This is a genomic window from Occallatibacter sp. (genome assembly GCF_035317045.1).
In the GTDB taxonomy this organism is placed as follows: Bacteria; Acidobacteriota; Terriglobia; order Terriglobales; family Acidobacteriaceae; genus Telmatobacter.
Genome location: NZ_DATHHT010000040.1, coordinates 23,691 through 43,013 on the forward strand (window position 1 = coordinate 23,691; position 19,323 = coordinate 43,013).

General features: G+C 57.8%; 17 protein-coding genes. 10 read left to right on the top strand and 7 right to left on the bottom strand.

Annotated elements, in window-relative coordinates:
* Positions 1-271: 271 nt before the first annotated feature.
* Positions 272-718 (bottom strand): Lrp/AsnC family transcriptional regulator, encoded by a 447-nt coding sequence (locus tag VK574_RS19305; RefSeq protein WP_472801509.1) that lies wholly within the window; start codon positions 716-718, stop codon positions 272-274.
* A 108-nt stretch (positions 719-826) separates the two neighbouring features.
* Between VK574_RS19305 and VK574_RS19310 the strand changes: the two genes are divergently transcribed.
* Entirely contained in the window at positions 827-1,999 is a 1,173-nt protein-coding gene (locus tag VK574_RS19310; RefSeq protein WP_472801510.1) for a hypothetical protein, read from the top strand.
* Positions 2,000-2,284: 285 nt separating this feature from the next.
* Positions 2,285-4,702, top strand: a complete 2,418-nt coding sequence (locus VK574_RS19315; RefSeq protein ID WP_472801511.1) for an ABC transporter permease — start codon at positions 2,285-2,287, stop codon at positions 4,700-4,702.
* Positions 4,703-4,716: 14 nt separating this feature from the next.
* Here VK574_RS19315 and VK574_RS19320 read toward each other — a convergent pair whose 3' ends face one another.
* Positions 4,717-5,193: a type II toxin-antitoxin system VapC family toxin gene (locus VK574_RS19320; RefSeq protein WP_472801512.1), complete on the bottom strand. Its 477-nt coding sequence runs from the start codon at positions 5,191-5,193 to the stop codon at positions 4,717-4,719.
* Positions 5,190-5,906 (bottom strand): hypothetical protein, encoded by a 717-nt coding sequence (locus VK574_RS19325; protein WP_472801513.1) that lies wholly within the window; start codon positions 5,904-5,906, stop codon positions 5,190-5,192. Before VK574_RS19325 ends, VK574_RS19320 begins: the two co-directional genes overlap by 4 nt.
* A gap of 424 nt (positions 5,907-6,330) precedes the next feature.
* On the opposite strand from VK574_RS19325, the gene VK574_RS19330 reads away from it, so the two are divergent.
* Positions 6,331-8,859 (top strand): hypothetical protein, encoded by a 2,529-nt coding sequence (locus tag VK574_RS19330; RefSeq protein WP_472801514.1) that lies wholly within the window; start codon positions 6,331-6,333, stop codon positions 8,857-8,859.
* Positions 8,860-9,056: 197 nt separating this feature from the next.
* Here the strand turns inward: VK574_RS19330 and VK574_RS19335 are convergent, their stop codons facing one another.
* Positions 9,057-9,308, bottom strand: a complete 252-nt coding sequence (locus VK574_RS19335; RefSeq protein WP_472801515.1) for a 4Fe-4S dicluster domain-containing protein — start codon at positions 9,306-9,308, stop codon at positions 9,057-9,059.
* Between the two features lie 322 nt (positions 9,309-9,630).
* On the opposite strand from VK574_RS19335, the gene VK574_RS19340 reads away from it, so the two are divergent.
* From VK574_RS19340 to VK574_RS19350, 3 genes are all read left to right on the top strand, one after another.
* A complete protein-coding gene (locus VK574_RS19340) occupies positions 9,631-10,698 on the top strand; it encodes a hypothetical protein (RefSeq protein ID WP_472801516.1) in 1,068 nt (355 codons plus the stop codon).
* Between the two features lie 760 nt (positions 10,699-11,458).
* The gene (locus VK574_RS19345; protein WP_472801517.1) at positions 11,459-11,827 is read left to right on the top strand and encodes a hypothetical protein; all 369 of its coding nucleotides are present in this window, start codon (positions 11,459-11,461) and stop codon (positions 11,825-11,827) included.
* 213 nt (positions 11,828-12,040) lie between these two features.
* Complete coding sequence (locus tag VK574_RS19350) at positions 12,041-12,661, top strand: hypothetical protein (RefSeq protein ID WP_472801518.1); 621 nt, start codon at positions 12,041-12,043, stop codon at positions 12,659-12,661.
* Between the two features lie 54 nt (positions 12,662-12,715).
* On the opposite strand, the gene VK574_RS19355 is transcribed toward VK574_RS19350, so the two are convergent.
* Both VK574_RS19355 and VK574_RS19360 read right to left on the bottom strand, forming a co-directional pair.
* Complete coding sequence (locus tag VK574_RS19355) at positions 12,716-13,141, bottom strand: OsmC family protein (RefSeq protein ID WP_472801519.1); 426 nt, start codon at positions 13,139-13,141, stop codon at positions 12,716-12,718.
* 187 nt (positions 13,142-13,328) lie between these two features.
* Entirely contained in the window at positions 13,329-13,550 is a 222-nt protein-coding gene (locus tag VK574_RS19360; protein ID WP_472801520.1) for a hypothetical protein, read from the bottom strand.
* 193 nt (positions 13,551-13,743) lie between these two features.
* Between VK574_RS19360 and VK574_RS19365 the strand changes: the two genes are divergently transcribed.
* From VK574_RS19365 to VK574_RS19380, 4 genes are all read left to right on the top strand, one after another.
* Positions 13,744-14,163, top strand: a complete 420-nt coding sequence (locus VK574_RS19365) for a hypothetical protein (RefSeq protein ID WP_472801521.1) — start codon at positions 13,744-13,746, stop codon at positions 14,161-14,163.
* A gap of 106 nt (positions 14,164-14,269) precedes the next feature.
* On the top strand, positions 14,270-16,276 hold the full coding sequence (locus VK574_RS19370) for a TonB-dependent receptor plug domain-containing protein (protein WP_472801522.1): 2,007 nt from the start codon (positions 14,270-14,272) through the stop codon (positions 16,274-16,276).
* Between the two features lie 3 nt (positions 16,277-16,279).
* Positions 16,280-16,909 carry a YfiR family protein gene (locus tag VK574_RS19375; protein ID WP_472801523.1) on the top strand — a complete coding sequence of 210 codons (630 nt, stop codon included), beginning with the start codon at positions 16,280-16,282 and terminating at the stop codon, positions 16,907-16,909.
* Positions 16,906-18,366 carry a sensor histidine kinase gene (locus tag VK574_RS19380; protein WP_472801524.1) on the top strand — a complete coding sequence of 487 codons (1,461 nt, stop codon included), beginning with the start codon at positions 16,906-16,908 and terminating at the stop codon, positions 18,364-18,366. Before VK574_RS19375 ends, VK574_RS19380 begins: the two co-directional genes overlap by 4 nt.
* Positions 18,367-18,376: 10 nt before the next feature.
* Here the strand turns inward: VK574_RS19380 and VK574_RS19385 are convergent, their stop codons facing one another.
* On the bottom strand, positions 18,377-19,318 hold the full coding sequence (locus tag VK574_RS19385; RefSeq protein ID WP_472801525.1) for a glycosyltransferase family 2 protein: 942 nt from the start codon (positions 19,316-19,318) through the stop codon (positions 18,377-18,379).
* Between the last annotated feature and the right edge of the window lie 5 nt (positions 19,319-19,323).

Here is a 19,323-nt window from a genome sequence, read left to right on the forward strand (position 1 = left end):
AAGTCAATAGGCTGCCCCAACCTCCCCTTAAGTCATCGGATACTGCGCAACTCTGTTTGTGCCTGATCCCGCTGCATCCGTTCAGACCGATTCAAAGTACATAGGCTTCCATGTGGGCGGCTTCCTTCAAGTCGCTGTATCCGAAGCGCCCCCTGAAGACTCTCCAACTGCGCACCATCGCGTGGCGGGCGCTCCAGATACAGCACTAAGACTTATCGGTATCGATTCCTGGCTACGGTGGCTTGCAGTTTCCGCGCTGAGCCAGAAACGTTCAAAAGCGCGCCCCAGATGCATCTACGCTCCGGCAGATCAGAACACTGTTCGTCTCATGAACGCCGCCCTTGCTTCGAATCTCCTCGATCGTGCGGATGAGGTCCTCCTGATCCCTGCAGGCTACTTTGATCCTGAGATCGAAGGTTCCCGTAAGTATTTCTATCCTGACCACGCTTTCGACCGTGGAGACGGCCGTTTCGAATTTCTTCGCGTGTGCTCCTGCGATCAGCTTTACATCGATGTATGCCTGCACCATGAGACCAAGTTGCCCTAGATCTAAATCGGCATAGAATCCCCTGATCACTTTTTTGCCAATGAGTCTCCGCACCCTCTCTGTAGTGGCGTTTGCGCTTAGATTGACCTCTGAAGCCAGTTCGCGAAAGCTTATGCGTCCCCGGCGAGAGAGAGCTCGCAGAATAGCGAGGTCGATCTCATCGAATGTCATAGATTACCTCCGTTAACCCTGTCTGGAGGGCTTTTGCATTATAAATACCCAAAATATAGCGATACAGCAGATGTTTTGTCAGGTTTCGCGCTATAAAGGGAGTCACTTATGAAGAAGCAATCGCAATTCTCGGGCTTTGTAATGTTGGGTCTACTCTGCTCCGTCGTTGTTCGCGCCCAGACAGGGCTAGCTCTGCGCCCCGCCAACGTTGATCAACTGGTTGCGGCCGGCATCGCGCAGGCCGCTGCCGCGAAGCCACTAGATCCAGTAGACGGCATCATCAATGCGTTCAAAACCCACGATGTCGTTGCGCTCGGCGAAGGCGATCATGGCAACGAACAGGGCGCAGCATTCCGCACGAAACTCTATCGCGATCCTCGCTTTCAGGCTGTCGTTAACGACATTGTCGTCGAGAGCGGCAACGGGCGCTATCAAGCGATGATGGATCGCTACATCGCGGGCGAGACCGTTCCCGAGAAAGAACTTCGCATGGCGTGGCTGGAGACGACGCAACCCAACGATGTCTGGGACCGCGATATCTACGCCGACATGTTTCATACGATCCGAGAGATCAACCAGAAACTGCCGAAGGAGAAACAACTCCGGGTGCTGCTGGGCGACACGCCTTATCCGTCCGATCCCGCCAACCCGGGGGCCCGGAAGGGGCGCAGCGACACTTTTCCTGCCGAGCTGATCGAGCGCGAAGTGATCGCGAAGAAGCGCAAGGCACTGATCGTGTATGGCCAGATGCATTTTCTGCGCAGGATCCCGCCGCCGATGCCTAACCAACCTGCCGGAACAATTGTCGGCCTGCTTGAAACGGCAGGTGTAAAGGTCTTCTCAGTTTGGACTTTCACAGCGCTCGGAGCGGATCTTTCCACCCTGCAACCCGACATCACGACCTGGAAGAAGCCGAGCCTCACGCTGATCAAAAACACGCCGCTCGGGACGGCGCACTTCACCTTCTACTACCCGAAGGATTCGGGCATGACGATGCGCCCTGGCCCGAACGGGCCAATCATGGTCGATCTGGGCGAGGCGATCGGCGGAGTAATGCAGGAACAGTTCGACGCGGTGCTCTATCTCGGCCCGAAGAACGAGATTACCTACGCTGGGCTCTCAAAATCCCTGTGCTCCGACCCCGAATACGTCGAGATGCGCGCCGCCCGCCTGTCTGCGATGCAACGGCCAGGGACACCCACCACAGAACCTTCTCCCGCCGACGACTTTCGTCGGGGTTGCAAGGAGGCGGTGGAGGGCCCGGGTACCCCAAAGGAGTGAAGAATCCCTTGACGGCATCCGGCTCAAAGCGGACGATCTACCGTAGCGCCAATGACAGGCAAACCAGAATGACTATGCAGAGATTTTCGTTCCGGTTCAGCCAGGGCGCGTACCGATGTTTCGACTGACCTGTGAAGTCCACTGGATTACTCCTGATAAACGCTCTTGTCGTCATCTGCAGGCTAGTGCAAACCGATGAGCAGGGTAAATGCCGCTACGGGTTTCATAACGAACTCGAATAGCACCCGAGCGGCTCATTCATCTCACCCCCTATAATCCAACGACATGCGGCTTCTCCTTCGCGACCTGCGCTTCGGCCTGCGCACCCTTGCCAGGACACCCCTCTTCACCCTCGCGGTTGTTCTCACTCTCGCCCTCGGCATCGGTGCGAATACGGCGATCTTTACGGTTACGAATGCGCTCCTCCTCCGCCCGTTTCCCTATCACGATCCCGATCAGATTGTCAGCATCACGTCCAAAGATGCCACGAAAGAAAATCAATGCACCCTACTGCGCTTTGAACTGGTGCGCGATTTCAATCGCTCGTTGCAATCCGTTGCTGTGTGGACCAGCGACAACCTGAATCTCACCGGAAATGGCGAGCCACTTCAGGTTCCCGTCGCGCGTGTCTCTGCGGGATTCCTCGAGATGCTCGACATACATCCCCAACTGGGCCGCGGTTTCACGCAGCAGGAGGGCACTCCCGCCGGTAGTCCCGTCGTGATCCTCAGCGACGCCATCTGGCGTGCGCGCTATCATGCCGACCCCAGGATCGTCGGCTCCGTCGTCACCCTCGACTCGGTTTCCAGCACCGTCGTCGGCGTGCTCCCCGCTGATGCGCATTTTCCCTTCATGCCCAAAGCGGACATCTTCACCCCGCGGTACTTTGAGCTCTCCCTCATGACGCCGCAGCGCCTGCGTCTCGGCGTCGGATACCTTAGCATGATTGCGCGCCTCCGTGCCGGCACTGCGTTGGCGGATGCCAACAATGAACTGGCCGTCCTCAACCAGCGCTACCGCGAGCAGAATCCGACCGCACCCGACGCGGCCCCCGGGACAACAATGTCGGCCGCAAGCCTGCGCGACCAGGTTGTCGGCGACGTTCGGCCCAAGATCCTCATCCTCTCCGGCGCGGTGTTTGTAGTCCTGCTCATTGCATGCGCAAACGTTGCCAGCCTTCTGCTCTCCCGCGCCTTCGCGCGCAAGCAGGAAATCGCCACGCGTGCCGCCATCGGAGCAAGCCGCAGTGCTATCGTTCGGCAACTGCTCACCGAGAGCATGCTTCTCGCGCTCACCGCCGGCGCACTTGGTGTCGGAATCGGATGGGCCGCCACTCGCGCACTCGCCACCTGGGGAGCGTCTCATGTCCCCCAGGGTTTTTCCGTCTCCCTCGACCTGCGCGTCTTGCTTTTCACGCTCGCGATCTCGCTGCTCGCCGGTGTTGCATTCGGCATCTTCCCCGCTGCGCAGCTTGCCCGCATCGATCTGAATACCACCTTGCGTGCCGAAGGCCGATCCGCATCCCCCGGCCGCTCCGGCTCCATGACCCGATCGCTCCTGGTCGTCAGCCAGGTCGCGCTCTCCCTGGTGCTGCTCATCGCCGCCGGACTGCTTCTGCGAAGCTTCGACCAGCTCATCCACGTTGATCCGGGATTCGACGCGCAGAATCTGCTCACCATGAATCTCTCGCTCTCAACAACCAAATACGCAAAGCCCGATCAGCAGGTGGCCTTCTTCGACGACGTGCTCCAGCGCGTATCAACCCAGCCCGGAATTCGCTCCGCCGCCATCAGCGCAACCCTGCCGCTGACCTTCAAGCGCATCTCGCCCGTGCTTCCGGAGGGCCATCCCGATGTGCCCCTCGCCCAGCGGCCATTCATCGATATTGAAGCCATCAGTCCGCGCTGGTTTGAGACCATGCGCGTTCCCCTGCGCAACGGACGCACCTTCACCACCGACGACAACGCCACAGCGCCCTCAGTAGTCATCGTCAACGAAACCTTCGCTCGCCAGTTCTGGCCCGGTCAGTCCGCAATCGGAAAGAAAGTCATCATCGGCCGCAAGCCGCTGCCAGCCCTGGTAGTCGCCGTCGCTGCCGACATCAAAAACCAGGGCCTCGAGAAAGAGTCGCAGCCCCAACTCTATCTGCCGTTCCCGCAACTCCCGTGGAGCGATATGAACCTTCTGGTGCGAACCGAGATCCCCCCGGAGACAGCCATCTCCACGATCCGCGCCCAGATCGCCGCTGTCGACAGCAATCAGCCCGTCGATGAAATCCAGACCGCCCAGGACCTCATCGGCACTTCGCGCGCGCAGCCCCGTTTCACCATGTTGCTCGTCGGCGGCTTCTCAGCAACGGCGCTTCTGCTGGCCATCGTCGGAGTCTACGGTGTTTTGTCTTATTCGGTTGGTCAGCGCCGCCAGGAGTTCGGCATCCGCCTCGCGCTTGGCGCCCATCGCTCCGACATCCTGCGCATCGTCATGCGCCAGGCAATGCTTCTCGCAATAGGTGGAGTCATCGCAGGACTATGCGTCGCACTTGCGCTCACCCGGTTTCTTGAGCATGTTCTCTACAAGACCGGCTCGCACGATCTGGCAACCTTCATTCTGGCGCCGTCAATATTTCTGCTGGTAGCAGCGCTCGCCAGCTATCTTCCCGCCCGGCGTGCCATGAAGCTCGAACCGGTCGATATTCTCAAGTAATCCGCAGGTCGAATTCAAGCCGTTCGTTCAACCGCCTCAATGCCGTCTTTCTCGGGATCAAGAACCTGGAAACCTTCCGCTCGTGCGGTTTCCATCAATACCGGTGAAGCCGAAACAAAGATGATCTCGGTGCCCCTGAACATTTCGCGCGCCACCAGCGCCGCTCCCAGCTGCAGCGCATCCGTCCAGCGTAGTTTCGTGCGGTCCAGCAGTTGCCGTGCAGATTCCAGCACCGCGGGATTCAGCGGCTCCTGCACCATCCGAGCTGACTCAATGCGGAGAATTTCGAATGCCGCCGCGGCGTCCGCTTGACTAATGTCCCCGGCCCGCTCCCGGCGCCGAATCGCCGCATAGACCTCTAACGGCGCGCTGGCTGCAATCAGCTTGCGGTTATCTTCAACCGACTCCATGAGCCGAATCAAAGCATCCGTGCCCGGTTCCTGCACAAACAGCTTCGCAAATGCCGTCGATTCGAGGAAGTAGCAGTTCACAACTTTCCTCGTTCGTCCTGGATGACTTCGGTGATCGACTCGCCCTGGATCACCACCGGATGAAAGCGCTGTGCCTCTTCAGGCACGCCGGCCTCCGCCCGATTCAATCGAATCGTCGTCGTCGGGTAGGCTGGAGTCTTTGGATTCGCGATTTTACTGGTAAGCACCACACCGCGCTGTATCGCCTCCGCCAGCACCGCTTGTCTCGACTCCGGATGCTGGTTCCAGCGAAATGCCTTGCGCGGCAAAAATGAATCCCGGAACCACTTCAACGCAATGAATGCATGCCCGCCCCGCTCTGCTTCCGCGAGGGCCGCGCAAAGTTCCTTTACGCGCGCATCCAGATCCGCCGGTACCGCCACTTCATCGTCGGGCTCCTCTTCGAAACTCGTCTCGATCGGGGCCCGCGATCCGCGGCTCTGCCTCACCGGCGCCGAGCCATCATCCAGCCGTTCGAAGTAGATGCGAACCTCATCTTCTTCCGGCGACCAGCTGTCTGCCGGTGCATTCCGGCGCTTGCTGCGCCCGTTCTCGCTGCACAATTCGACAATCGCCTGGTAGCCCGGAGGCGCCAGAAACCGTAGCGCGCGCGCCAGCCCGGGATCCTGGGAAAAAGCCAGTTCACTCAAGGCCTCTTCAATAATCTCTTCAGCGTCCGGAACACTCAAATTGCTTATGTCTACGCTGCTTTGCGCAGCCCGGTTCGACTTCATGACATTCTCCATATAAAGCTTCTTTAGCCTGCCCTCATCGCGCCACGCGCCCCGGGAATCGAAACCCGCAAGCAGCATCGTTTTTTCGGCGAGTGACAGGTCTCCGATCTGGATGTAACTGAACCATCGGCTTTTCCGACACGTTGTAAGGTAATCAGGGCGGATTTAGTCGTGCCGAAGCAGCCTGGTCTCCACCTCTGCTTCTGTCTTGATACCCCACTGGGCCGAGTAAAAACTTTAACTAAAATGCACTTCCAGCCTAACCACGCACCAGTGTAAACGATTGTGCAGCCGAACCCCACGCTTATGCAAGAGATACCCCACATGCCGGGTCGTCCTGGCTGCCCCAATTTCCATCAAAAGTCTCCGCGCACTCCGTGCGGTTGTCATATGCTTCGCACCCTCATCTTCGTACAATAGAAAGATGCGGCGTTGTTTTCTTTTACTGTTGTTTGTTTCGCTGGTTTGGGAAAGTACACCGGTACACGGTCAGGCAGCAGCACCATCATTCGACCTGGTCGGACCGAAAGTCGATGTGCACGTGAAACGCGGAGAGGTCACTCTGCCGATTGGACAGGTTCCCAACCTTCTTCCCGGTGACCGCCTGTGGATTCATCCCGATTTCCCCGAAAGCCAGTCTGAGCGATACGTGCTCATTGTCGCCTTTCTGCGCGGCGCTACCAATCCTCCACCCTCTGAATGGTTTATCCGCGTCGACACATGGGCAAAAAAAGCCCGCCAGGAAGGCATTTTTGTCACGGTTCCCAACGAAGCGCAGCAGGCAATCGTATTCCTTGCGCCCGCGACAGGCGGCGACTTCAGCACCCTGCGCAATGCCGTTCGGGGCCGTCCTGGTATCTTCGTCCGGGCCACCCAGGACCTGCAGGCTGCGGGCCTCGACAGGATGCGCCTCGACGCCTATTTGGCCGAGGTCAAGGTCACCTCGCAGACCGACCCGAATTCGCTCAAGGATCGGGCACAAAAAGCGGCTTCCGTTCTCGGCATCCGGCTTGACCAGCAGTGTTTCGATAAGCCCACCGATCAGCAGGCCCCTTGCCTTACACAGCACACCGAAGGCATGGTTCTCGACGACGCAAACGTCTCCAGTCGCGTGTCACAGCTCACCAGCGGCAGCAGCGGCGACCTCATGAACCAGCTCAGTTATTCCTCGCTCGGCGGGGCCGGTATCTACAGCGCCTACATCGGTGCAATTGTGGACACCGCCCGGATTCTTGCCTCCCTCCACACCGCGCACTTCCAGTACATTCCCGCGCTCGCGTTGCCCACCGAAGATACACTGAACCTCCGTTTGAGCGTGCCACCCTCATTCAGAGACCCGAAATCGGTGGTGGTCGTCGCGCTGCCTCCCGTGGCGTCCGCTAAGATGCCGCCGCTGCACCCCTTGAATCCTGAGGAGCAGTTCTGTGCTCAGAAGACAGGCCTCGTGCTTCCGGCTGACGGCGCACCGATGGTGTATGCCACTCCTGAGGCACATGATCTCAAGTTGCACATTGAATCGAAGAAGGGCCCGATGGACGTGCCTCTCAAGGCGGATGCCGCTGAAGGCGGCCTTGTGCCGTTGCATGCCATCCCCATGTTGCCCCCCGGCGACTTCACCGGGGTGGTTCAGGGCAAATGGGGCTTCGATGATTGGGTCGGGCCCAGATTTCACCTCGTAAGTGCGGAAGCTGGCAAGTGGACCGTTTCGCCGAGCGACCAGTCGGCCCTGGTGGTCGGCCGCGAAGATACACTCCACATCAACGGGGAAAATACCCTGTGCATCGAGAAGGTCGAGGCACAGTCAACCGGCGCGAGCCCGGTAAAGCTCCAATGGAAGTCTTCCAAGCCAGGCTCACTCGAAATGGGAGTGCCCCTGAAGGACGCCGCGCCCGGTCCGGTAACAATCAATATCGACCAGTACGGTCTGGGTGCGCCCGACAAACTCACCCTGATGGCCTACTCCGAAGCCGCGTCACTCGAGAGGATGACCCTCAGCGCAGGTGACAGCGATGCAGCGCTCACCGGAAACCGGCTCGATGAAGTTGCCAAGGTCTCGCTCAATGGCATTGACTGGATCCCCGTGAACTTGAAGCGTGTGCAGGACCAGGATCAGTTGCGGATGAAGGCAGATAGGGCCACGGATAATTTTGAGCCGGGAAAGCACTACACCGCCAAAGTTGAACTGCGCGACGGACGCGAATTGAAAGTTCCGGTCAGCGTCGACCCACCAAGGCCGGAAGTGACCCTGTTAAGCAAGGGTACGCAGGATGAAGCATCAGCTGATCCCTCGCCGGTTCACCTGGGAAGCCCCAACGATCTTCCCGTCGACGGCAGACTGGTGTTCTTCTTGAAATCGAAAACGCCGGCAAATTTCCCGCGCAACGAAAAAGTGGAGGTCGCAGCCGTCGACAATAGCTTCCACACCACTCTCTCCGTCAGCGACGGATCGCTGATGCTGGAAGATGCGAATACCGCGCTTGGCGTCGTCGAACCGCTGGCCAAGTTCGGTTCATCGGCATTCGGGCCGCTGCAGGCGCGAGCCGTTTCCGCCGACGGCGTGGCTGGAGACTGGATGTCGCTCGGAACGCTTGTGCGTCTTCCCGGTTTCAAAGAGCTGCACTGCCCGCACAATGTCTCGCGCCCCTGCACCTTGACGGGCACCAATCTTTTTCTGGCCGAGTCGGTTGCATCGTCATCCGACTTCGACAACGCAATAAATGTGCCGGCAGACTTCACCGGCACCCAGCTTTCCGTGCCGCACCCGGTGGGCGGAGTGCTGTACCTGAAGTTGCGCGACGATCCAGAAACGGTTCAGACGCTGGCACTTTCCGCAATGCCGATGACCCCCGGCACGTCGGCTCCAGCGGCGATCAAGACCCCTGCCGCGACACAGCCGGCGGATCAACAGAACGCACAAACACCGACTCCGCCACCTTCCAAGACAGAACCTTAGCGGGATCTCTCCCTGCCGTCGCGGGGTACCGTGCGCAGACCGTCGTGTCCTGAGTCCGAAATCCTTCCCTTTAGTCAGGTGTCATTCTGAGTGAACGGGGCCCCAAACGCAGTTTAGTTTGGGGGTGGTGAGCGAAGAATCTGCTTCTTCACGCCGTTGGTCTACGTTATGGAATTCAGACTCACACCAACGAGACTCTATTGAAAGTAAGCGCGGTTCTTTTCCGCGAAGTGAGCCTTGTCCGCAGGCAAATCAGCTTCCGGATAGATCGCGTTCTGCGCGCAAAGACTCGCGCAACTGCCACAGTCAATGCAGTCGTCGGGGTTGATATATACCTGCGATACGGTTCCTGCAGCCTCATCGGCCGGTTGCGGCGCAATGGCGGAAGTGGCGCATTCGGTTACGCAGACAAAATCCCGGACGCAGGCATCGGTTATGACATAAGCCATGAAAATTGCTCCTTGATAGCAGTGCGCATGGCCGAGCCACGCGCTCATTCGAGCTTAGGGGAAACCATGTCCCACGCTCGGTGACTTGAATCACAACCAAACGATCGTTCCGAAACCTGGTATCCCGAGTCCGAAATTCTTCTCCATGATTGTGGCGTCATTCTGAGCGAACGGGGCCCCAAACGTTGTTCAGTTTAGGGGTGGTGAGCGAAGAATCTGCTTCCCGCGTTCCTCATCTGCGAACGAGACTCCTGCAAACAGTTCCATATGTTCACAAACTCTTGATGAAGGCTTCGACGGAGAGCCCATTTATCCTGAAGGCATGTTCCCGGCCTTCCCTATTCGTTCCCTGCTCACGTTTTTTGCCTTAGCCGCCACGTCCGCCGTCGCCCAGACAACCGGCACTACCTGGACTTTCGCCGTTTCAGGCGACAGCCGCAACTGCGGCGACTTCGTCATGCCCGCCATTGCCGCCAGTGTGAAGGCAGAAAACGATGCCTTCTACTGGCACCTCGGTGATTTCCGCTGGATGTCGAATCCGGATCAGGACATGCTCGCCATGCTGCCCGCGGGCAAGGATCTTGCGATGGACGAGTATCACCACATCGCGTGGGATGATTTCCTTACCCGTCAGATGGCGTCCTTCGGAACCTTTCCTGTCTTCCTGGGCCGCGGCAACCACGAAACGGTAGTCCCGATGACCCGCGATGGCTACATCGCAAAGTTCTCAGCCTTCCTCGATCGGCCTGAAATCGCAGCCCAGCGCCAGACCGATGGCCCCGGCGCCGCACCAATTGGCCCCTGGTATCACTGGACACACAATGGCGTCGATTTCATTACGCTCGATAACGCCAGCAAGGCCGAATTTTCAGATGAGCAGATGCGGTGGCTGCGTGGTGTTCTCGATCGCGATCTCGCGCCGGGTTCGGGGATCCGCACGATAGTTGCTGGAATGCACGAGGCACTGCCCCACTCGAAGGGCTCCGAACACGCAATGGACGACTGGGCACAGGGCGAACGGACCGGCGATCTTGCCTATACCTGGTTCTACGACGCGCAGGCCGCCGGGATGCACGTTTATCTGTTTGCGAGCCATTCGCACTACTACTCCCCCAACATATTCAATACGCCTTACTGGAAACAGCACTCCAGCCGTGTGGTGTCCGGGATCATCATCGGATCGGCAGGCGCACGCCGATACCAGTTGCCGCGGGATGCTGAGAAAACTGCGAAGTCGCACATCTACGGGTATGTGCAGGGCCTCGTGCAGCCCGACGGGCAAATCGACTTCAAGCTGCATGAACTCTCTGAGCAAGATCTGGTTAAGAGCCGCTGGCCCAACGCTCCCCTCGATGCCATCCACGAGTGCTACATCAACAACGCCGACTAGGGCGTCCGAAAACCCCAGTCCCGGAGGGACGTTTGTGAATAGCCCAGGGTGAAACCCTGGGAATCTCCGTAGCAATCGCCTCCCGCCCCGTAGGGTCGGCCGAAACCCGCGAAAAACTCGTGTCAAGCCTCAAATCCCATTACCCCCGCCTAACCTGCTCAAAACAAACGCCAAAAAGTCTTCTCGATTTTGCAGGTTATTTCGCCGATCAGCCTATGCTGAATCCATGCTCCCAACTTCGATCGCCCTTCCGATTGCGCCGCGCGCAGTTTCACAGGCGAAAGAATCCCTTGAACATGGCGATTACGCGCCAAAATGCGCCAAAAACCGCCAGAAAACACCGTGCGAAAATCGGTTAACCCTCATCTTCACAGTGAGTTAGTTATTCACATCGCCCTTCTCAACGCGAAACTGTGAAACCGTGAGACAGGCACGTAAGTCCTTTGCCGAGAAGACCCTACAGCCAAGTCTTATCAATAGCGGATTCTACAGCCACGTCTCTTCTCTAAAGCATTTAGAATCAATAGCTTTCTCCCAGAGATGGGTGGGGGAGGGGGTACTAGGCAGTCTGACGACTGCATTATCAGGCGGCGCTCACTTCTCCCCATCGCCAGCGCCTGCTTGCGGTCCGGCGTAACGTTGGCACCCCCTTTGCGCACGGCCGTGCCGACACGAACTCGATACGGCAGCCAACCTTCAGTGGGCAACGCCCGTCCCTCCGTTCTCATCTGTACGCCATGAACTAGGAGGTTCCCACTCTATGAGAAAAATAAACTGGATCGCACCATCCTTACTTGCTCTCTGCGTCGTATCAGCAGGCGCGCTCAAGGCGCGTTCTCTCGAAGCACAACCTGTTCCCCATATCTCTTTTGCACAAGATCATGACCGTTGGGACGAGCCACCGTCGGAATACCGCGATGCACAGCGCCGCGGGTTTCACGAGGGCGTTGAGGCCGCTCGGCACGATATGAGCGAGCGCCGCCATGCCGATGCCGATGACCACGAAATGTACAAGCACCCTCCTGTCGAAGGAGACGCCCGCAAGGAGTTCCGCGAAGGCTTCCGCGAAGGATACCGGCGCGCGATGGAGCATATGAGGCATGATCACGACGATCAACCCCACATCTAGCTCTCAGCTACGCTTTGAATTCAGGATGCCCGGCACAATCGCCGGGCATTTCTGTGTGGGCATACTCCGGTTGCTCATGAGCAACTGTCGTCGGCACCGGGTGTTCACAAGAACATGCATTACTCCCGTTGGCAGATCGAGGGTCGCGGCAGTACGATTGCGGCCTGAAGTCTCAGGGACGGTGCCGTCATTTACGAAAGGAGCATTGGCAAGATGAATCTCAATAAGCTTCAAATTACAGCACTGATTGGATGTGCTGCTTTTGTGCTGCTCTCTGCGCCGCGCATATACGCGGCAACTTCTGGTCCTCAGCCTGTGGGCTTTGGCCAGGACCGCGACGACTGGCAACGACCGCCGGACGCCTGGAATGATGTTCAACGTCGCGGCTTCCACGATGGAATCGAAGGGGCCCGCAAGGACTTCGAAAACCATCGGCGCCCCGACGTGGACAATCGCGATGAGTATCGCCACCCCGGTGCGCCTCCACCCATGTGGGCAGCCTATCGTGAAGGATTCCGTCGCGGATACGATGTCGGCATGTCTCATCTGACGGGCGCAACGGATTGGCGCATGCGCGCACCGGACCGGCCGTGGGATGCCCCGCCAAATGAATTCGATCAACTACGCCGTCAGGGATTCCAGGACGGAATCGAAGGAGCCCGTAAGGACTTTGATAATCACCGTCGGCCCGATGTCGAAAACCGCGATGAATATCGCCACCCGCACCTTCTGCCGGAACAGCGCGAAGCTTACCGCGACGGCTTCCGCCGCGGATATCAAGGTGGTATCGACCACATGATGGGCGGTCACGATCACGACCGTGATCACTACTGAAGCAAGTCGCAATCTGGACGACGTATGCCCGGCGCTTTCAATGGCCGGGCATTTTCATTTTTGAAACGAAATTAGAGAAGAACCCTCGCCGACGGCCAGCTCAATCTCGATGCTCGGCGAGGACAACAGCGTGTTGTGAATCAGGCAGTGATGCACCGAGCGCCGTAATCCTTCAGTCTGCTCCGCGCTCAATTCGGCCGGGCACGTTACATGAATTCGAAAATTCCCCAGCCGCGAAGGTTGCATCAGCTTCTCTGCCGCCACAGTCACTTCCACGCCGCGGTCATCGAGCTTGCGCGTCCGCAGATACTGTACTGCATAGAACTCCGCGCACGCTCCGAGCGAAGCCAGCATCAGCTCCGGCGGAGTCATCCCGGCATCGTCGCCGCCGTTGTCCACGGGCTGGTCGCTGATCACCGAGTGTGAACGCGCCTCAATGTTGAATCTGAACCGATCGATCTGCTTGACTTTGACTTCCATTGAAACCCTCGCCCTTCACGGGATGAAAGACACGAACCCCCAGGTTCGTCACAGAGTTTCTAACCCTATTTCCCGAGGTACGCAGTGATCAGCGGCACGTGCTCGCGGGTGAGCACTGTTGGCTACCTTTTCGCGCGATCGCATTGCGCCGGCCTCTGCAGCGTGCAGTCCGCCGCTGGGAGATTCCTTACCGGTCCTTGCGATAGAGCAGGTCTCGGATCACTTTGCGCCGTTCGGCATTCACTTCGCTCAGCGCCTTGCGCTCCTCGGCGCTCAGGTGCTGATCGTCCGCTTGCCCTTCGGCTTCCGGCGCGCTGCACTCCGGACAACGATTCGCAAATCCCGGTTTGTCGGGCCGCAACTCGAACTCTTCCCCGCACACTACACAGGTTTTGATCGGAAAACTCATCGCTTCCATTTTATCGAAGCTGGGATTTCAAATGCCGCATCCAATGTCCCGTTCACGCTAAAAGGGGTGACTATTTGTGCGTCGCAGCATCTTGAAGCGGCTGTCGGGGACGGCCCGATTTCGATCTAATCCTTTGACCTGAGTCCCGTTCGTGATTATCCTGAGTGCTCATCTCGACCTTCTGGAGGGTCTAGTGCAGGCGAGTCGTCGTCCAAAAGTGTTGATTCTCGATGATGACCCGATGCACCTTGAGATCTATAGCTTGCTGATGAAACAGGCTGGCTATGAGGCTCTGCCCACGTTGGTTCGGTTTGTCGGAACCGAGATTCCAAGGGGAGAGCGGATCGGACTGGTTCTGCTCGATTACCGCCTCAACTCCACCAAAACCTCACCCGAATTTGCCAGCGAGATCCGCTCGCTCTACCCCGCTGTTCCTATCATTGTCCTCTCCGATCTTTGGTCGCTGCCCACCGATATCGCTCCACTCGTCAATGGCTTTGTGCGAAAGGGCGAACCGGCCAAATTGCTTGAAATTGTTTCGCAGTTTTTTGTCGCTCCGTCGGAGCATCCGTCCGGCGCTGACGATAACCAGCAACACTCGAATAATCTATAGGTTCCCGCCGCCGGAGTCCCCTTCTGAAGGCAACCAATTTCTGCAGTATGGCCTCTAAAATCACAATCTTCCTTCCTCCCTTGACCGGAAGACCTATGTAAGCCTCATGCTTTTTGCACGCTTAACAGTGCTGTGTTTTCTGTTGCATGCTGGCATTATCCAGGCTGCGTCGCCGCAGACCCAGCGTCGCGCGGACAAGCTTAAATCTCTTACTTTGCAGCAACTTGGCGAAGTTGAAGTGACAACTCAATCGAAGGAGCCCACCCCAGTGTGGGCTACGCCCGCTGCGATTTATGTGCTGACCGGCGAGGATATTCGCCGGGCGGGCGTGACCAACATTCCCGACGCCCTCCGCCTCATTCCCGGGGTCAATGTCGCCCGCGTCAATGGCTCACGTAATTGGGCGGTCGGCATCCGCAGCTTCGGCGATCAGTTCTCGAAGTACGTCCTTGTTCTCATTGACGGGCGCAGCGTCTATACGCCCTTGTTTGGCGGAGTGCTGTGGACGATTAACAACGTCATCCTCGAAGACATCGATCGTATTGAGGTCATTGGCGGACCGGGGGGCACGATCTGGGGAGCGGACGCTGTCAACGGAATCATCAATATCATCACCAAGCAGGCGCAGGACACGAAGGGAACCCTGCTTTCCTCCGGCGGCGGGAATGTGGACCAAAACACCGAAGACGCCCGCTACGGCTCAGCACACAAGGACTGGACATGGCGCACCGATGCCTTTGGCTTCATCCGCTCACCAGAGTTCCACGTGGATGCTCAGCCTGATTACGACTGGTCGCGATTCGGCCAGGCTGGATTTCGTGTCGATTGGGCAAGGAACTCAACCGAGTTTACTTTCCAGGGGGATGCATACTGGGGGAAGTTTGGCGATGCGCAGCGTCTATCTACGTACGTACCACCCGTCTCCTTCATTTCTTACCAGTCCACCAATGTTTCCGGAGGCAACCTGCGCGCCCGTTGGCGACGACAGTACAGCAACCATTCCGACATTTACCTACAGACGTTCTGGTCACACGACCACAGAATCGGCTCTAACTTCGGCGAAGACCGCGATACCTTTGACATCGACTTCCTGCATCGTCTCTCGGCAACCCGATTCCAGCAATTCACGTACGGCGTTGGACTTCGACTGAGTCCGAGCACTGTAACGCAAACTGTTCCTACAGACAGTTTCGACCCGCAGCACAAAACGGATAGCATCTACAGCGCATTTGTTCTGGAGGAACTTCGTCTAGTCCCCGGCAGGCTTTCGCTCACTTTGGGCTCGAAGCTCGAACACAATAATTACACGGGTTTCGAATATCAACCCAACGGCCGGCTCCTCTTCACACCGATAAACCGGTTTTCGGCGTGGGCGTCAGTTTCGCGCGCCGTGCGGACTCCCGATCGCGTGGATGAAGATATCCAGGTCGATCTCTTCGCAGTTTCATCCCCATTGATATTTGCGCGCGTTCTAGGCAATCACGATCTCCGGGCGGAGCGACTCATCGCATATGAGGGCGGTCTGCGCACGTTGATTCATCCGCGCTTCTATATCAGCGCCGCTGGATTCTACAACGCCTATCGCAATCTGATTGCGCAGGGTTCGCCTACCATAACCGCCGGACCTGCGCCCCCGTTTCCGCCAGCGAGTTTGCTCTTCACCTTGCAATATACAAACGGAATTCACGGCACCACTGACGGCGCCGAGATTGCGCCGGATTGGCAAGCAACTTCGTTCTGGCATGTCCGGTCTGGCTTGTCCTATCTGAATATCGATCTCAACGACGAGCCGGGCTTCAGCGACACGGTGACCTTGAAGAATCTGCGCGGTTCCAGCCCAAGCTACCAGGCGTTTCTGCAATCAGAGATCAATCTTCCAGACCACGTTGAGTTCGATCAGTCCTTCCGATATGTCGATTCGCTGCCGGCACAATCAGTGAGGGCCTACACGACCGCTGATGCGAGAATTGGATGGAACCCAACGAAGCGTTTCAATTTTTCAGTGACCGGCCAGAATCTCTTTCAGCCGCATCACGCCGAATTTGGAATCGATCCGCCGCCCACGGTTCTCATCAAGCGCGGTGTCTATGCAAAACTCGTTTGGAGCCATTGAGACGTGGTCACGGGCAAGAAGATGAATCAGACCTCGCCAACTGAGCCATCACCACGAGGACACCACCACTGCGCGGGCATCACCCGCAGGATCGCCGCATCATTGCTCGTCGCGGCCGTTGCTATCCCGACGTCCTTCGCCCAGACATCCAAGCCCACCGAATACGACGTCAAGGCAGCCTATCTTCTCAACTTCGGGAAGTTTGTTCGCCAGGCCGATGGCCAGGGACCGCGCGCATCTTTCGACATCTGCCTGCTTGGGCATGACGCGATGGGCCAGACCATCGACGATCTCGCCGCAAACCAGGCCATCGACAATCTACCCGTACATGTTCGCCGCATTCCCGATGTAACCCAGACCAAAGGCTGCTCAATTCTCTTCATCAGCGCCGATGAAGACGACCATCTGCGCGAAGATCTGGCCATCCTGTCTTCTTCCGACGTACTTACCGTGAGCGACGCTCCGGATTTTCTCGACCGCGGCGGCATGATCCAATTCGTTCTCATTCAAAATCATGTGCGCTTTGCGGTGAATCTCAACGCCGTGAACCGCGCACATCTCGTCCTGAGTTCGGAGCTGCTGCGGGTTGCATCATCGGTAATCGGCAAGCCGCCCACGGGTGACCCGCGATGAGGATTTGGAGCAGCCAATCCATCTCAGACAAGTTCATGCGCATGACGATTCTGGTGAGTGGAGTCGCCCTGCTGCTGGCTTATCTCTCGTTCCTTGTCTACGATCTGTACAGTCTTCGGCAAGAGCTAATCAGTTCGATGGCAACTGAAGCGAACATCATGGGCGCCAACACTATCACGGCTCTCCTGTTCGATGACAAGCAAGCCGCTGAGAACACACTCTCGGCACTGCGCAATGCACCGCAGGTCCGCTCCGCTATGATTCTTCGTCCGGATGGCAGCGAGTTTGCGCGGTATCTGCGCACCACTTCGATTCAGTTCGAACTGACTAATCGTCTTGCGCCGGGTGAAACTCAGCGCTATTGGACACAAGGGCGCTACATTCTGCTGGGGAGCAGAATCTGGTTTCAGGGAGGGCAAGTGGGAACAGTCTATCTAGTCGCCGAAACCGGCGACGTGGCGCGACGCGCGGGACGCTTCGGTCTGATCTCAGCCGGCATGCTGATCATATGCTTTGCCATCGCCCTTCTCGCGACGTCGGCAGTTCGGCATCTGGTGACCGACCCTCTCACAGGGCTGGCAAAGACTGCACAAATCGTCACACGCGAACGGGACTACTCCGTACGCGCCAAAATCCCACCGAGCAGCGATGAGCTGTCGTTCCTCGTTCAGTCGTTCAACGAAATGCTGGAACAGATCCAGGCGCGCGATCGTGCCCTTGAAGCAACACGAAGCGATCTTGAACGACGAGTAGAAGAACGCACGGCTGAGCTTTCCGCAGCCAACAAGGAGCTTGAGGCGTTCTCGTACTCCGTGGCCCATGATCTTCGTGGCCCACTGCAGCATATCAACAACATCGGATTTCTGCTGCACCATAGTTCTGAGGGACTGAATCAGGACGGACGAATGCTGATAAACCGATTGCTTGAAGGGGCTAGCCGGATGTCTGGCCTCATTGACGATCTGCTTAATCTTTCGCGCGCGTCGAGCCACCCACTGCATCGCACTCTTATCGATCTCAGCCATATCGCCGATGCGATTGCTTCGCGTCTGCAGGCAGACAGCAAGGGACGCGACGTGCGCTTCGTCATTGCCAAGGGGGCACGCATCTTTGCAGATGACGGCCTGATGCAGGTGGTTCTCGACAACCTGCTCGGGAATGCGTGGAAATATACTTCGAGACTGGAATCAGCGGAGATCGAGTTCGGATATATCGAAGAAGAATCTGGAACCGTGTACTTTGTGCGCGACAACGGAGCGGGCTTTAACCCCCGCTATGCCGATCGACTCTTCCGGCCGTTCCAGCGTCTCCACTCGCAGAGCGAATTCACCGGTACCGGCGTAGGACTTGCAACTGCCTACCGGATCATTACCCGCCACGGCGGGAAAATTTGGGCCAAAGGAAACGTAGACCAGGGAGCTACGTTCTTCTTTACCGCGCCCTATACCGAAGCATGACACAGGATGTTCAACGGATCCAGTATTGCCGGTTCAGCCCCAGGTGATACTTCAGACGCGGCGCGATCCTGCTCTCGCGGCGACCAATTTTATACCCAAGATACTTGGCAAGGGTGCGCATAAGTGCCGACGGCACATGATGTGGCGCGTGCTTCAACAAGTCATTCAACTCGGAGGCAATGAAACGTCGACCTTCGCCCGAGGCGCTGCCAAACTGTTCGATGAGCCAACTCTCGCGTGCGTGCAGCACTCCGATGTCGAAGTACCTCCGGAATTCTTCAGGGATGGAATAGGCGTGTGAGTGCCGCACCATCGCATCCGCCACGTAGGCGGTCTTCCACCCGGCGCGATGCAGGCGCGCCACGACCAGGGTATCTTCGCCAAAGATGACATCCGGCGAAAATCCGCCAACGCTCATGAGCGCGCTGCGCCGATACGCTCCGAATGCATTCGAGAAGAAGATTGATTTGAATCCATGCGTCCGGCGGCTTTCCCATGAGCGAACGCGGGAGACCGGCGGATAACTGAAGCGCCGCGCATGTGCTTCAATCGGCCCGGCTGTCTCGCGCGGAAGCTGCCTTCCATATGCAGCGCCAATCTCCGTATTCTCAAAGGTACAGACGAGGTTTGCGAATGCATCCGCGCCAAAGGGCGCGGCATCCTGGGTCAGGAAGATCAGGATCTCTGCGTCTTCGGCAAGTTCGGCGCCAAACTGCCTCGTTCCGCCGTGATTGAAGTCTCTGGATGCAATCTCAACAAGTGTAAATCCATTTCGCCTCGCCAGGTCCTGCGTACCGTCCGAAGAGGCCGAGTCGATTACGATGACCTTGTCGGGGGCGAGACTTTGCGCTCGGATCCCCTCAGACAATGCCGGCCAGTAACGTGCCGCATTGAACGTTGGAATGATGAGCACTACAGGGCCGCTCACGACAGCCTCAGTTGGTTGCTTCATGAAGA